The organism is Nostoc sp. FACHB-110, from assembly GCF_014697425.1.
Classification (GTDB): domain Bacteria; phylum Cyanobacteriota; class Cyanobacteriia; order Cyanobacteriales; family Nostocaceae; genus Nostoc_B.
Map to the genome: position 1 here is coordinate 369,211 of NZ_JACJRU010000001.1, position 16,177 is coordinate 385,387.

Consider the following 16,177-nt stretch of genomic DNA (forward strand, 5'->3'; position numbering starts at 1 on the left):
CTGGATATAATCTCTGTGTATGAGAAATCAGCAGGATGGAGAAAATTTAACGCCGGAAAATGAACGCTCTTTACAAACTCTGGTAAGAGCAATTACTTTGTCTCAGGGTGAATTTTCGCTGATTTTATTGCGCTGTAATTATGGGGCTTTGCGGCAGCAAATTACACGCAGATTACACGCGTTATCTCCTTTAGAAATACGGGAAATTAGTTTACCCACATCGGTAAAAACGCTGTATACCAGCATAGTGGAGCAGTTGGGAGATGAACAGCCAGAGGCTTTAATGGTTTTTGGTTTGGAGTCTGTGCAAGATATTGATAGCGTTTTGACTACGGCTAACCGGGTGCGGGAGGAGTTTAGAAATAACTTTCGCTTCCCGGTTTTGTTGTGGGTAAATGACCAAATTTTGCAAAAGTTAATTCGGTTAGCGACTGATTTAGAAAGTTGGACTACTGCTATTGTTTTTGAAAGTTCTACCCATGAGTTAATTGAGTTAATTCAACAAATTACTGATGAGATATTTCATGGTCATATGATTCCTCATGCTCAGGTTTGTTGGGAATTAAATCAGGCTAACCAAGATTTACAGCGTCAGGGGGTAGATTTAGACCCAGCTTTGTCAGCTAGTTTGGCGTTTGTGCGGGGGTGGTATGATTATCTACATGATGATATAGACGCTGCTTTAGAAAGTTATCAGCAGAGTTTAAATTTTTGGCAGGGAAGTAATCATTTAGAACGTCAAGGTATTTTATTATTTCATTTGGGGTTGGCTGGGGAACGTCAGGCGCAAAAGCATCAGGGAAATTTGCAGACAGCTAGAGATTATTTCCAAACAGCTATTGCAGTATTAGAAGCGGGACAATTTAGGAATTTAGTTGCTAAGTATATTAATAAATTGGGTGAAGTGCTGCGACATCTGCAAGCTTGGGATGAGTTGCAAAGTCTGGCGAACAAATCTTTAACTCTACAGCAAAGTTATGGTACGGCGTTGCAGGTGGCGCAATGTTATGGTTTTTTGGCGGAGGTGGCTTTAGAAAAAGCGCGGTGGAGTGAAGCTCAAGATTTTGCTAAACGCGCATTAGCTAGTAGTGAAAATGTAGCTGATGAGCAAATTCATGAGCGGGGTTTATATCGGTTGATTTTGGCACGCGCTCAATATGCTACCAAACAAATTAATCAGGCTATTGCTAATTTAGAGTTAGCTAAGGATGAAAGTGATCATCAATATAATCCCAGGCTTTATATTAGCATTTTGGCATGGTTGCGGGAGTGGTATTTTGAGGAAAAAGAATATCTGCAAGCGTTTAGGTTGAAGCTACAGCAATTACGAATTGAACAACAGTATAAGTTTAGGGCTTTTGTAGGTGCATCTTATCTTAACCCGCAACGGCAGGAGATTAATACAACACAGTTGCAAGGAGAGAAAACCGGAACAATTGCTGATGAAATTCGGGCTTCTGGGCGGGAATTAGATGTTAATCGACTGCGAGATAAAATTACTGGGAATCAGAATAAATTAATTGTGATTCATGGTCAATCTGGGGTGGGTAAAAGCTCAATTTTACAGGCGGGTTTAATACCTGCTTTGCAGCAACAATCCATACAGGCGCGAGAGGCTTTACCTGTTTTGGTGCGGGTTTATTCTGATTGGGTGAGTGTGTTGGGAAGGGGGATATCAGAGGCTTTTGAGGCGGTGCGGAGAAGTAAATTAGCTGTTGATTTTAACTCGGACGCAGTGATTATTGAACAGTTACACCTGAATAATGAGCGTAAGTTTTTGACGGTGTTAATTTTTGACCAGTTTGAAGAGTTTTTCTTTGTGTATCCCGATAAGGAGCAAAGACGAGAATTTTATGATTTTTTGCGGGTGTGTTTGGATATTCCTTTTGTGAAGGTTGTGCTGTCTTTGCGGGAAGATTATTTACATTATTTATTAGAGTTAGAACGGTTATTTGATTTAGCTGTTGTTGATAATAATATTTTAGATAAGCAAAGGCGTTATTATTTAGGTAACTTTTCGATAGAAGATACAAAAAAAGTTATTAAAAGTTTGACGGAGAGAACCCAGTTTTATTTAGAAGATGAGCTAGTTGAACAATTAGTGAGTGATTTAGCTGGGAAATTGGGAGAAGTACGCCCGATTGAATTGCAAATTGTAGGGGCGCAGTTACAAACAGAGAATATTACCCGTTTAGCACAGTATCAGCAAGTAGGAACTAAGGAAAAACTGGTTGAGCGATTTTTAGAAGATGTAATTAGAGATTGTGGCACAGAAAATGAACGGTTAGCGCGATTAGTTTTATATTTACTTACAGATGAAAATGGCACACGACCCCTAAAAACTCGTGCGGAGTTAGTAGAGGGTTTGGCGGCAGAAGTTGATAAGTTAGATTTGGTTTTAGAGATTTTTGTAGAATCTGGATTAGTTTTATTCTTGCCAGAATCACCTGCTGACCGTTATCAGTTAGTGCATGATTATTTGGTGGCTGTTATTCGCCAGCAGCAGGGTAATGAAATATTAGCAGAACTGGCAAGAGAAAGAGAACAGCGTCAACTAACAGAAGAAGAATTAAAACGGGTTGAACAGAAAAATAAAATATTAGCTGATGCGCAAAGGGAAGCTGACCAGAAAATTAAGCAGGGGCGAAATCGGTTGTTGATAAGTTCTGGTTTATCAATATGTTTATTAGCCGTCACAGGGTTGTATGCTTCTAGCTTATTTCAACAGGCGGAATCTGCGAAGGGCAAACAGCAAGCTTCAGAAAAAAAATTCAATGAAGCGCAACGGGGTTTGCAAACAGTTAAGCAAGAAAAGCAGCAGACAGAAATTCAACTGGCTAAGAACCGCAAACAAGCTCAGGAATTAGCAAATCAAAGCAAGAATTTAAATAAAAACTATCAAGCAGCATTGAAAAATAAGCAAGAGGCAGAGGCGAAGTTTAAAGCGGCACAATTAGAAAGCCACAAGGCAAGTGAGAATTTAGCTAATGCTAAAGCAGACTTAGATAAAGTAAACAAGGAAGCAGCAAATTTACAACAGAAAAATGCTGAGGCTGAAGCCAGAATTAAAAATGCGACAGAAAAAGTCAAAGCTGCTGAGGTGAAAGCACAACAGGCAAAGAAACAGCAAGACGATGCGGAAGCGAAAGCTAGACAAGCTGATGAAACTTTGAGGAAAGCAGAAGCCGAACTGGCGAACGCAAGGAAAGCAACGGAAGCCGCACAAGCAGCCCAAAAGGAAGCGCAGAAAGGAACAGAACTAGAACGAGCCGGGGTGAATGCTTTAAGACAGTTTGAATTTGCACAGTTAGAAGCTTTGGTGGCGGTGATGCACTCGGCTAAAGAGTTGAAAGCATTGGTGAAAGATGGCCGCCCTCTGGAAAAATACCCGGCTATTAGCCCTATGTTTGCTTTAGATAGTATTTTAAGCAGGATTACAGAACGTAATCAATTGAAAGGGCATCAGGGCTTCGTCTTAAGTGTGAGTTTCAGCCCCGATGGCAAAACTATCGCCACCGCCTCTGGTGATGGGACAGCGCGGTTGTGGACTGTTGACGGGCAACTGTTACTGAAACTTAAAGGGCATCGGGGCTTTGTCTATAGTGTGAGTTTCAGCCCCGATGGCAAAACTATCGCCACCGCCAGTGATGATGGGACAGCGCGGTTGTGGACTGTTGACGGGCAACTGTTACTGGAACTTAAAGGGCATCGGGGCATTGTCTATAGTGTGAGTTTCAGCCCCGATGGCAAAACTATCGCCACCGCCTCTGGTGATGGGACAGCGCGGTTGTGGACTGTTGACGGGCAACTGTTACGGGAACTCACAGGGCATCAGGGCATTGTCTATAGTGTGAGTTTCAGCCCCGATGGCAAAATTATCGCCACTGCCTCCTCTGACAGCACAGCGCGGTTGTGGAGTGTTGACGGGCAACTGTTACGGGAACTCACAGGGCATCGGAACAGTGTCTGGGGTGTGAGTTTCAGCCCCGATGGCAAAACTATCGCCACCGCCAGTGATGATGGGACAGCGCGGTTGTGGACTATTGACGGGCAACTGTTACGGGAACTTCAAGGGCATCGGAGCATTGTCTATAGTGTGAGTTTCAGCCCCGATGGCAAAACTATCGCCACCGCCAGTTATGACAGAACAGCACGGTTGTGGAGTGTTGACGGGCAACTGTTACGGGAATTGAAAGGGCATCAGGGCATTGTCTGGGGTGTGAGTTTCAGCCCCGATGGCAAAATTATCGCCACTGCCAGTTATGATGGTACAGCGCGGTTGTGGAGTGTTGACGGGCAACTGTTACGGGAACTCAAAGGGCATCGGGGCATTGTCTGGGGTGTGAGTTTCAACCCCGATGGCAAAACTATCGCCACCGCCTCTGGTGATGGGACATCGCGGTTGTGGAGTGTTGACGGGCAACTGTTACGGGAATTGAAAGGGCATCGGGGCATTGTCTATAGTGTGAGTTTCAGCCCCGATGGCAAAACTATCGCCACCGCCTCTGGTGATGGGACAGCGCGGTTGTGGAATGTTGACGGGCAACTATTACGGGAACTTAAAGGGCATCAGGGCATTGTCAGAAGTGTGAGTTTCAGCCCTGATGGCAAAACTATCGCCACCGCCTCTGGTGATGGGACAGCGCGGTTGTGGAATGTTGACGGGCAACTGTTACTGGAACTTCAAGGGCATCAGGGCGGTGTCTGGGGTGTGAGTTTCAGCCCTGATGGCAAAACTATCGCCACTGCCTCTGGTGATGGGACAGCGCGGTTGTGGACTGTTGACGGGCAACTGTTACGGGAACTCACAGGGCATCGGGGCATTGTCTATAGTGTGAGTTTCAGCCCCGATGGCAAAACTATCGCCACCGCCTCTCGTGATGGGACAGCGCGGTTGTGGACTGTTGACGGGCAACTGTTACGGGAACTCACAGGGCATCAGGGCAGTGTCTGGGGTGTGAGTTTCAGCCCCGATGGCAAAACTATCGCCACCGCCAGTGATGACAGCACAGCGCGGTTGTGGACTGTTGACGGGCAACTGTTACGGGAATTGAAAGGGCATGGGGGCAGTGTCTGGGGTGTGAGTTTCAGCCCCGATGGCAAAACTATCGCCACCGCCAGTGATGATGGGACAGCGCGGTTGTGGCCTGTGCAGAGTTTAGATGATTTGTTAGCGCGGGGTTGTGTGTGGTTACAGTATTATCTGAAAAATCCCATTGCGAGTGAGCAGGATAAAAAGTTGTGTGAGGGAATTAAATAGGGCTTGGTGAAAAAGTTCTTTGGTGGGTTTAGGGGTGTAGGGGAGAGGGTTTTGTCGTTTCTGCACAGATGTGTTGAATCATCAGTGATTTGCCGGACATGAGATAAATTCAAAAATCTTCATCGTCAACAAAAAACTCGGCATCATCCTCATATCGATTATCTCGCTCAGAATCAGCTAAACCCCAAAGCGGTTGCAGCACAGCTATGCCAATTACCCCAAGCGCGGCACTAAAAGCCAGAACTAAACCGACTGGTATTTGAATTGATTGAAAACTTAAAAATTTTAGCGATACTGGTGTAGCATTTTGGACTGAGATAATGGCGATCGCTACTATCCAAACAGCCACAACTACAGATATCAATAAATTAGCAATTGTCTTCATAACAAACCACAGATAAACGCAGATGAACACAGATAGTGTGAATCTGCATCCATCTGCGGTTTAAACTTTTATCCTAACTTAGCAATTTCGCTTTCCATTTCTTGGGCGATTTGCGAGAGTTTTTCGGGGGTATTAGTTTCTAGATAAACGCGTACCAGTGGTTCTGTACCGGAAGGACGCAATAAAACCCAGCTACCTTCTTCTAGGTAAAGTTTAATACCATCTTTCCTGCCCACTTCTTTGACCTTAATACCTGCCACTTCTGAGGGTGGGTTTTTGGTATAAGAGTCGATCACAGCGTTTTTGTGGTCTTCGGTTAAGTGTAAATCCAGACGCTTGTTATACAAGGGGCCATCGGCTTCCGCGATCGCTTCTTTGACGAGTTGGCTTAAGGGTTTGCCTTCGTAGGCGATCGCTTCTGCCACTAGCATATCAGCTAAAACACCGTCTTTTTCGGGAATATGCCCAATTACACTCAAACCACCTGATTCTTCACCACCAATCAAAACGGCTGTTTCCCGCATTTTTTCCCCAATGTATTTAAAGCCGACTGGGGTTTCATAAATTGGCAGACCATACTTAGCCGCCAGATTATCTAATAGGTGAGTTGTGGCTACTGTGCGGACGATTGCGCCGCTTTTACCTTTATTTTTGATTAAATGCCTGGCTAATACCAACAACACAGTGTTAGGGGTGAGGACATTGCCTTGTTCATCTACTATACCAAAGCGATCGCTATCACCATCGGTTGCTAAACCTAAATCAGCTTGGTCACGGCGTACTGCTTCTACTAATTCTTCTAGTTGTTCACCTTTGGGTTCTGGCATTCCGCCACCAAATAATACATCCCGCCAAGTGTGGAAGCTTTCTAATTCTGTGCCGCTTTGTTGCAAAACTTCATCTAAATAACCGCGTGAAGTCGAATACAAAGCATCATATTTAACTTTTAAATGAGCGCTTTTAATGCGTTCTACATCCAGCAATGTATAGATAAATTGCAAATAATCGGGTTTGGGGTCAAAAATAGAAATTGACCCGCTAGGGTTGTTACTAGGCAGATCATCCGCAGCACTTTCAATATTTGCCACAATAGTATCAGTGATTTCTGGAGTGGCAGGCCCAGCATAATCGGGGATATATTTAATTCCACAATATGGTGCAGGGTTATGGCTAGCTGTAAACATTAACGCCCCTGCTGAATTTAAGTGACGGGCGTTGTAGGCAATTACTGGTGTGGGGCAATCTCGATCAGTAATTTTGACCGTCCAACCCAAGTCTGCTAAGACTTCGGCGGCTGTACGGGCAAACTGATCAGCTAAAAACCGCGTATCGTAAGCAATTAGAACTGGTCTGTCTTTAGAGTAGGCTGTTTCGAGGTAGCTGGCGATCGCTCTTGTTACTTTCCGCACATTGGGGAAAGTAAAATCATCGGCAATAATCCCTCTCCAACCATCAGTCCCAAATTTGATTTTGCTGGAATTGCTACTAACACTCATTGTTGCCACTTTCTCCCATCCATCTTCAGTACTCTATTAGAAAGCTTCCCGCAAAGCGCGCGTAGCCGCAACTATCTCTCTCTAGAAGTTATGAGCAGCAAAAATTAATGCTCAAATTTCTCCCCTCAGTATTTCTTCTCACTGCTTGTTAGCGATGTCAACCCCTGATCGACCTTTTGTCAGTTATCACCTTTGGTCTTTAGTTACCCCAGCGACTGGACAAGAACGCTGGCATTGTCAGATGCGACGGGGGTTTATCAAAGCGCGTCAACACGAACCGCAAGTTAAAGAACTACTAGGCCAAGCTACGGCTCCCCAACGGATTGGTATACTCGCGCAAAAAGGCGTTTATGAGTTTCATCATAATAGACATTTGTTAAACAAATCTGATGGTGTAGAAAAAGTTGCACAGTTATTAAAACTCAACAATACCAGCCATCAAGTGCAACAGCGAGTAATTCAGATTTTAAAGAAATATCAAAATGCACCGTTTTTAAGGGGTAAAAACATCTTGCAATTAACCCCAGGTGATGAAGGTTTTCCGAAACCAATTTTAATTGGTCAAGGAGATACTTGTTTCCGCTTATATGCCGCGATGGATTGCATTTTTATTGATGGCGATCGTACTTTACATATCTTAGATTTCAAAACCGGAAAATCTGCTTTTGACCAGAGGCAAGCTTTAGTTTATTTGCTAGCGGCTCGTTATCTTTATCCTGGCAGACCAGCAGTAGCATCATTTTATAATTTAGAATTGGGGAAAAAATCGGACTTAATTAAAATCTCGAATCATGAATTTGAAAATTTAAAATATGAGTTAGCTAAAATTGCCCAGAAGCATCAAGATGATTTGCAAAAATATCATCAACAAAAGAGCGATTTTAGCCAGATTTTCCCCCCAAATCCTGGTTATCACTGCCGATTTTGTCCGTTTAATTCTATTTGTGAATTTGCTAATTTAACTGCTTCTTCTCAGCCAGTCTTGCCAGTGTGATAATAGCAGGACTTACGCATGAAAACGATCGAAATATGTGCAACTTCACATTCAAGTGGTATAACAAAAAGCCATCGCCATTAACTAATTTCTTTAAAATACGAAATATCAATCTTGCCGAAATAAAGTACCATCGCAATATTAATTTGTTCTAACACTTGCACTAGCCACTCTATACTGTTATTAGTTGCCGATTCATAGTGATAAAATAAAATAGCTAAACGTTTTTCTAGAGATGGTTTGACTTTGTGACAAATTAAAACAATTTTTAGCAATAAAGTTGTAGTATTAATTGTTCCTTGGTTACTAACTAAGTCTATTAAATTAAAATGCTGGATAGAAAAGTGACTTTCAATGATTAAAAAATTTAATAACTGGCTACAAGTTCGGAGAATTAAAAATTCATCGGGTTTTTGAGCATCAGCTTGTGCTAGTGTATTTTGTAATTGTGTCGATAATTTTTGTTGAAATTGCCGCTTTCCTGAGCCGTTACCAACTGATGAAATTAAATATTCATATAAATCTTGTTTAAAATCACGAAAGCAAGTAGCTTGCTGACTAGACTGCAAAAATTTTTGAGCTAACTCTGGATATGTATAGTTACCTTCAACTTTACCCAAAAAATGTTTCAGGGTGTCATGGAGTTGGCGATCGCTTAATAATGTAGGATTATTTACAGGAAGCAAAATCCGGTCTGCTTCATCCCCGGAAGTTTTTTTTAATATTTGGCTGCGTCGCACTTGGTAAGTCACATATTTAGATAAATCAACTTCAAATTGTCTTTGTACCTTTGCTTGCATTTGTTTGACGCGCCACTGATGTTCAAAGCTAGAATCATCATTCATCAAACAATGTTCGTATAAATAGGGATAACGGCGAATTAAAGTAATTAACGGTTGATTTTCATCGATAACATTCACTGCTGGAGTTTTTGCCATTACCTGGACAAAGCGGCGTAACATTAAATATTGTTCGCTTTTAAGAAATATCTGGACTAATTCACGCAAATGCCTAATGTGGCGATGGCGAAAACTTGTAGCTCTGGATCTAGTAGGCGAAGATTCAAATAATTGTATTAATGTAGGAATAGCATGATGCAGTTGTGGCTGCATATGCCAGCGATTAATCAAGATATGACAGCAGCGATTGAGAAAAAAATTAAACTCATGGATAGCATTTTTATTGGAGGTAATGTTATCTAAAGTTAATAATATTTCTGGTTCAGGATAATCTGCACCTTCAATAAATAAAGCTCGACATCGCTCAATCATTTCATTAGTAGATTTCACTTGTACTAAGTGCAGCAGATGTTGATATATTTTTTGTTCCTCAGCATTATTAGACTGTTGAGTAGTATTATTGAAATATCCAGAATCGTAGGTCTTATTGCCAGCTATTAGCTGTTTAGGGATTTTTTGAGATTGAGGATTTATCCAATTAGTCACTTTAACGTTACCGCTTTCAAATTGGGGACAGGAATTTTAATAAATGAAGATTTAGGTTATTTCAACTCGATAAATCTAACCTCTATGTTTACTGAGCTACCTAATTCTTTTCAGGAAAATGCAGATAAGTTTATAATGTCTTGAATAAGCCAGCCACAAGAAAATGCTGTGCAAGTATATACAGGAAGACTATCCTAATTCAGCTAAACTGTCTTGAGGGTGTATACGGGTTTAGCTATGTATTCGTCTAGAGAAGGATATCCATACTGTTACGAATAAGCATGATAAATTTCTGATAAGTCAGCATCAATAAATGATATTCTTCAGTAAAATCCTGAGTGAAGAGTTAGTTTTGTTCTCATACTTATCACCCCGACTTTTTTTGAAAGCCGGGGTGATGATTGTTGACGAAAAAACAATTAATTAACTTAACAAAATCAAAAAGGTGAAAGTTCTTTAAGAATTGTAAAGCGAATATGATTAATTGCTAAATCACCGATGGCAATGTCTTCTTTTGTGAGTCTTTGACCTTGACTACTGAGAGTTTCAAAAGAGATACCTTTACCAATTTCAATGTGATACCAACACAAACCCATAAAAAAGCGTGTGGGATAGGGGCCGTAGTTTCCTAAATCATCAGGGTTAGATTCCATTGGCAACCAACCAAAATTGGGAATATAAAATTCTAACCATACGTGGTTAAAATCAGGTTGTAATGGTACTCCTTGATGTTCGCTGTAGGGAGGGCATTTGTATCTACCCACAGTGCGACAAGGGATGCCATTTAAACGGCACAAAGCTAGTAAAACACCCACATACTCGCCACAAGAACCAACGCCTCGTTCTAAAACAATATCTGGGGTGTCGATGTAGGGTTTAATGCCATAGGATAATTCATCGTAGACGTAGTTACGGATACTATACATTTTCCGTAATAAATTGCTTTCCGAACCGATCGCATCACGGGCAGCACGCCGGACAATAGCAGTATCCATTGCCAAATCATCATCATCAACGAGGTAGCGGCTTTGTAATTCTGCCGACAGTTCAGGCAAATCTTCTACATCTTTAGGCGTAATTCGATACTTAATCCCCCGTACTTCTAACAACGCTTTCCAGCCAAATATATGGCGTTCCCCAGGGGCCAGGGTGTCAAATTTAAACACTGCTACCCGTTGTCCATCAATGACTTCTTCTGTAAAAGGCAGACCAATAGGTTCAACTTGTTTAAGTGTTTGGCGTTCTGTTTCTGAGGGTAAAGCGATGCGCCATTCTATATCTTGGAGATATACCTCTTCTAAGGGGGCAATTTCCTCAACATAAGACATTTCGATGAGATAGCCGTTAGAAAGGGCGTAGCGTTTCTCCGTATTGTAATGATAATAAAGCGGGTGAATGAAAGTGCGATCGCGGTAAGTTAACTCATGATTTGGGTCAGCATTGGGATTATCTCGAATGTATGGTTCCTCCGAAGAGTAGGCAACATAAAGCATTTGTTTGCCATCAGCATCTTGATGTACAGCAATGCCTGTAGGAGAATCAAACGGTGTCAAAACGCTGAAATTGACTTCGCCAGTAGCTCGATCCATCGAGTACACTGTTTGTTCAGTGCGATCGCAAATCCACAGCGTTTCTTGAGTCACTGTTAAGTTTTCTACACCCACCCCAGGCGCATAAAACTTAGTAATTTCTTTGCGTGTGTTGCGATCAAAAATCAAAATGTAACCCAGCTTTTGACAGCTAACATAAACAGTTGATTCCCAAACAGCCACACCATTAGCGGTATAGGGCAAGGTAGCAAAATGTTCTAGTCCTAAAGAACCAAGCTTAGATACATAAACACTGTTACCGCGAGTCACCCACAGGGTATCTTCCCAAACTGCTAAACCAGTGACATCACTAAATTCTTTAACCTGATGCGGATTGATAATTTTGCTGTTGTCAGACTCAGGATCAATCTCAAGTAGATGTCCCTTTGTACTGTCAATGGCAATCAGTCTATCGTCAATGAAAGCAATACCACCTAGAGTGGCAGCCGTAAGCGGTCGAATTGTCCTTTGCCCAAACATCTGGCTAGCAGTCTAATTAGGGAGTGCAAAACTTATCTTAAGCATATCTATTCAACGGTTTATCACGCCTAGCATTAATTTTGCTATTATCTCTAGACATAAGTGCGAATTTTCTTGGTGAAGAATTTTTGCTAATTGTTATTAGAAATACTAGGAATTACATAAAAATACATATAGGCAGCTGATTTGCTTGTGGAAATTATCTGTACAAGCTGCCAGACCATTGATTCAAAAATCAAATCAGCTAGCAATGTCACTAAATAAAAATTAGCAAAGAACCAAAAACACATTTAAACTTGTACAAGTTGGCAATAGCCCTAATATAACTTTAGTTGATGGTTTTCCTGCCATCACTAAATTATGATCGAATTTTGTAACCTTTTTCTGAACCTACACAATGTCTGCTAATTCTCTGCCTGACAGTGCCGCAAATTGGCACACTTTGGAAGTTGATAAAGCGCTAGGCCTGCTTAATAGTAAGGCAGACAGTGGCTTAACCCCCCAAGAAGTTGACCAACGGTTGCAAAAATACGGCCCCAATGAATTAGAAGAACATGGTGGTCGTGGTGCTTGGGAAATACTGCTAGATCAGTTCAAGAATATTATGTTGTTGATGCTGATTGCAGTAGCTTTTATATCAGGTTTTTTAGATTTTACGGCTTGGCAAGCTGGCGAATTAAAGCCAGGGGAAGTGCCATTTAAAGATACAATTGCGATTTTGGCGATTGTAATTTTAAATGGCATTCTGGGTTATGTCCAAGAAAGCCGCGCAGAAAAAGCCCTAGCCGCCCTCAAGCAGATGGCTTCTCCCTTGGTGCGAGTCATCCGCGAGCGCAAATTGTTGGATGTAGCTGCTAAAGAAATCGTTCCTGGCGATATCATGCTACTGGAAGCAGGGGTGCAAATAGCCGCAGATGGACGCTTAATCGAACAATCCAATTTACAAGTGCGAGAGTCAGCACTGACAGGTGAAGCGGAAGCTGTCAATAAACAATCAAATTTACAACTACCAGAAGATACATCTTTAGGCGATCGCCTGAATTTAGTTTATCAAGGTACGGAAGTTGTTCAAGGACGCGGTAAAGTTCTGGTGACAAACACCGGGATGACAACAGAACTAGGTAAAATTGCCGCGATGTTGCAGTCGGTGGATAGCGAACCCACACCCCTACAACAAAGAATGACCCAACTAGGTAACGTTCTCGTTACAGGTTCCTTGATTTTAGTAGCGGTTGTGGTGATTGGCGGTGTCATTCAAGCCAGAGGCTTTAGCAACCTCAAAGACTTGTTAGAAGTGTCTTTAAGTATGGCAGTGGCGGTAGTACCCGAAGGTTTACCCGCCGTGATTACCGTCACCTTGGCATTAGGAACCCAGCGAATGGTACGCCGCAATGCCTTGATTCGTAAACTACCAGCAGTGGAAACCTTGGGTTCAGTCACTACAATTTGTTCTGATAAAACAGGCACACTGACACAGAACAAAATGGTGGTGCAGTCAATTTTTACTAATAACAATACTTTTCGGATTACAGGCGAAGGTTATGCCCCAGTTGGGGATTTTCAATTAGATAGTCAAAACGTTGCTGCTGAAGATTATCCCGAAATTCCGGCTTTGTTAGTTGCTTGCGCCGTTTGTAATGACTCAGTATTGCAAAAAGAAAAAGGCGAATGGGCAATTTTAGGCGACCCCACCGAAGGTGCATTAGTTACATTAGCAGGCAAAGCTGGTATTGAAAAAGACCAGTGGAACAGTAAGTTACCCCGTGTAAGTGAATTTCCCTTCTCCTCAGAACGCAAACGGATGAGCGTAATTACCCAGGTAGAAGAAGTAGCCACAGGGGAACCATCTTTAACAGGGATTGATCCGGCCATTTCCGGTTTTGTTAACTCTGAATCTTACCTGATGTTTACCAAAGGTTCACCAGAGTTAATTTTGGCTCGTTGCACCCAAATTCGTCTAGGTACAAACACCTCACCTTTAAATGAAGAACAACGCAGCCAAATCCTAGCAGCCAACGACCAAATGGCAAGTAAAGGCTTGCGGGTATTGGGTTTTGCTTATAAACCCTTGCTAGAAGTTCCCCCAGAAGGCTCAGATGAAGAATCCGAGCAAAGTTTGGTATGGCTGGGATTGGTGGGAATGCTAGATGCACCACGCCCAGAAGTGAGAGCAGCTGTAGCTGAATGTCGCCAAGCCGGGATTCGCCCAGTCATGATTACAGGCGACCATCAATTAACAGCCCGCGCCATTGCAATTGACTTGGGAATTGCGCAAGAAGGCGATAGAGTGCTGACTGGTCAAGAATTGCAACGTATGAGCGACCAAGAATTAGAGCAGCAAGTTGACTTAGTAAGCATCTATGCCAGAGTAGCCCCAGAACACAAACTGCGGATTGTGCAAGCATTACAACGTCGGGGTAGATTTGTGGCTATGACAGGCGATGGGGTGAATGATGCACCTGCTTTAAAACAAGCAGATATCGGGATTGCAATGGGTATTACTGGTACAGATGTCAGCAAAGAAGCTAGCGATATGGTGCTGCTAGATGACAACTTTGCCACCATCGTTTCCGCCACTAAAGAAGGTAGGGTAGTTTACACCAACATCCGCCGTTTTATCAAATACATCTTGGGCAGTAATATCGGTGAAGTTTTAACAATTGCCGCCGCACCCATCTTAGGTTTGGGTGGTGTTCCGCTCACACCATTGCAAATTCTCTGGATGAACTTAGTCACAGATGGTTTACCCGCATTGGCTTTGGCTGTGGAACCACCAGAACCAGACGTGATGAAGCGTCCGCCGTTTAGTCCCCGCGAAAGCATTTTTGCTAGGGGGTTAGGTTCTTACATGATCCGGATTGGGATTGTGTTTGCGATTATTACGATTATTCTGATGGAATGGGCATATAGTCACGCCCATGCAGTCACAGGGCCAGACCTCAGCCCAGATCGTTGGAAAACAATGGTGTTCACAGCCTTGTGCGTGGCTCAAATGGGTCATGCCATCGCCATTCGTTCTAACAACCAACTCACCATTGAAGTGAATCCCTTATCTAATCCCTATGTACTGGGTGCGGTTGTGGTGACAACGGTTTTACAATTGATGCTGGTTTACGTTCCACCCCTACGTGATTTCTTTGGCACTCATTGGCTACCGCCAATAGAGTTGGCAATTTGTTTTGGTTTTAGTGCCTTAATGTTTGTTTGGATTGAAGCAGAAAAAATCTTCTTCCGTCTAAGAGGCAAGAAAACTGTTTAAAAGTAAAAAGGTAAAAGTAAAAAGGTAAAACAGAAGTTAGTTGATATCTTAAGTCTTGCTTCAAGAATCTTGAGCTTTTGCCTTTTACCTTTTTCCTTTTTATTGAAAATATGTATCTGAAAACTTTACACCTGAGACAATTTCGGAATTACCATGAGCAAAAAGTTGAGTTTGATGCTGCCAAAACAATTTTGGTAGGTAATAACGCTCAAGGAAAGTCGAATTTGTTAGAGGCGGTAGAGTTATTAGCGACATTGCGATCGCATCGGATGGCACGCGATCGTGATTTAGTGCAAGATGGCGAAACCTTTGCGCAAATTAATGCCAGCCTCGAACGCCAAATTGGTATTAGCGATTTAACTTTAACTCTTCGTAGTAGTGGTCGCCGTAGTGTAGCAATTAATGGTGAAACATTCAGGCGACAAATGGATTTTTTGGGCGTGATTAACGCCGTACAATTTTCTAGTTTAGATTTAGAATTAGTGCGTGGTAGTCCGGAAGTACGGCGTAACTGGTTGGATACTTTATTAATTCAACTCGAACCTGTTTATGCCCATATTTTGCATCAGTATAATCAGGTATTACGCCAGCGCAACGCCTTTTTGAAAAAACACCAAGACTCAGGAATTAGCACTCAGCAATCAGAACTTGTGCTGTGGAATGCACAGTTAGCAACTACAGGTACAAGAGTAATTAGAAGACGCGATCGGGCTATCCAAAGATTAGCTCCTTTGGCTGCTGCTTGGCACTCCAGTATTAGCGGCAGTACAGAAATCCTCGAAATTAAATATTCTCCCAACATTATTTCTGGTCAAAATCAACCCGAAGAAATCCAGCAGGCCTTTTTAAGTAAAATTCAGCACCGTGCTTTTGCCGAACTGTACCGAGGTACTACCCTTGTTGGCCCTCACCGCGACGAAGTAGAATTGACTATTAATCAAACGCCTGCTCGACAATATGGTTCTCAGGGTCAGCAACGAACCTTAGTTTTAGCCTTAAAACTGGCAGAATTACAGTTAATTGAAGAAGTTGTTAAAGAGTCGCCACTACTATTACTTGATGACGTTTTAGCCGAATTAGATCCATCCCGCCAAAATCAATTGCTCGATACAATTCAAGACCGTTTTCAAACCCTAATTACAACTACTCACTTGAATTCTTTTGATTCTCAGTGGTTGAATTCTTCCCAAATCTTGTATGTGAAATCAGGAGAAATATCAACGCAGTATTAAGAAGTAAAAAGTAAAAAGTAAAAAGTAAAAATTAATC

Annotated in this window: 8 protein-coding genes; 4 read left to right on the forward strand and 4 right to left on the reverse strand. The window is 42.3% G+C overall.

Features of this window, described 5'->3' with window-relative positions:
• Positions 1–19 precede the first annotated feature (19 nt).
• Entirely contained in the window at positions 20–5,260 is a 5,241-nt protein-coding gene (locus H6G69_RS01410; protein ID WP_190680799.1) for a tetratricopeptide repeat protein, read from the forward strand.
• A gap of 109 nt (positions 5,261–5,369) precedes the next feature.
• Here H6G69_RS01410 and H6G69_RS01415 read toward each other — a convergent pair whose 3' ends face one another.
• Both H6G69_RS01415 and H6G69_RS01420 read right to left on the reverse strand, forming a co-directional pair.
• Positions 5,370–5,645, reverse strand: a complete 276-nt coding sequence (locus H6G69_RS01415; protein WP_190680801.1) for a LapA family protein — start codon at positions 5,643–5,645, stop codon at positions 5,370–5,372.
• A 68-nt stretch (positions 5,646–5,713) separates the two neighbouring features.
• On the reverse strand, positions 5,714–7,141 hold the full coding sequence (locus tag H6G69_RS01420) for a phosphoglucomutase/phosphomannomutase family protein (protein ID WP_190680803.1): 1,428 nt from the start codon (positions 7,139–7,141) through the stop codon (positions 5,714–5,716).
• 154 nt (positions 7,142–7,295) lie between these two features.
• On the opposite strand from H6G69_RS01420, the gene H6G69_RS01425 reads away from it, so the two are divergent.
• Entirely contained in the window at positions 7,296–8,135 is an 840-nt protein-coding gene (locus H6G69_RS01425; protein WP_190680805.1) for a PD-(D/E)XK nuclease family protein, read from the forward strand.
• Between the two features lie 80 nt (positions 8,136–8,215).
• Here the strand turns inward: H6G69_RS01425 and H6G69_RS01430 are convergent, their stop codons facing one another.
• Both H6G69_RS01430 and H6G69_RS01435 read right to left on the reverse strand, forming a co-directional pair.
• A complete protein-coding gene (locus H6G69_RS01430) occupies positions 8,216–9,580 on the reverse strand; it encodes a hypothetical protein (protein WP_313950111.1) in 1,365 nt (454 codons plus the stop codon).
• A gap of 437 nt (positions 9,581–10,017) precedes the next feature.
• Positions 10,018–11,649 (reverse strand): transglutaminase domain-containing protein, encoded by a 1,632-nt coding sequence (locus H6G69_RS01435; RefSeq protein ID WP_190680807.1) that lies wholly within the window; start codon positions 11,647–11,649, stop codon positions 10,018–10,020.
• 397 nt (positions 11,650–12,046) lie between these two features.
• Between H6G69_RS01435 and H6G69_RS01440 the strand changes: the two genes are divergently transcribed.
• Both H6G69_RS01440 and recF read left to right on the forward strand, forming a co-directional pair.
• Complete coding sequence (locus H6G69_RS01440) at positions 12,047–14,908, forward strand: cation-translocating P-type ATPase (protein WP_190680809.1); 2,862 nt, start codon at positions 12,047–12,049, stop codon at positions 14,906–14,908.
• Between the two features lie 110 nt (positions 14,909–15,018).
• Positions 15,019–16,140 carry a DNA replication/repair protein RecF gene (recF, locus tag H6G69_RS01445; protein WP_190680811.1) on the forward strand — a complete coding sequence of 374 codons (1,122 nt, stop codon included), beginning with the start codon at positions 15,019–15,021 and terminating at the stop codon, positions 16,138–16,140.
• Positions 16,141–16,177: the final 37 nt, after the last annotated feature.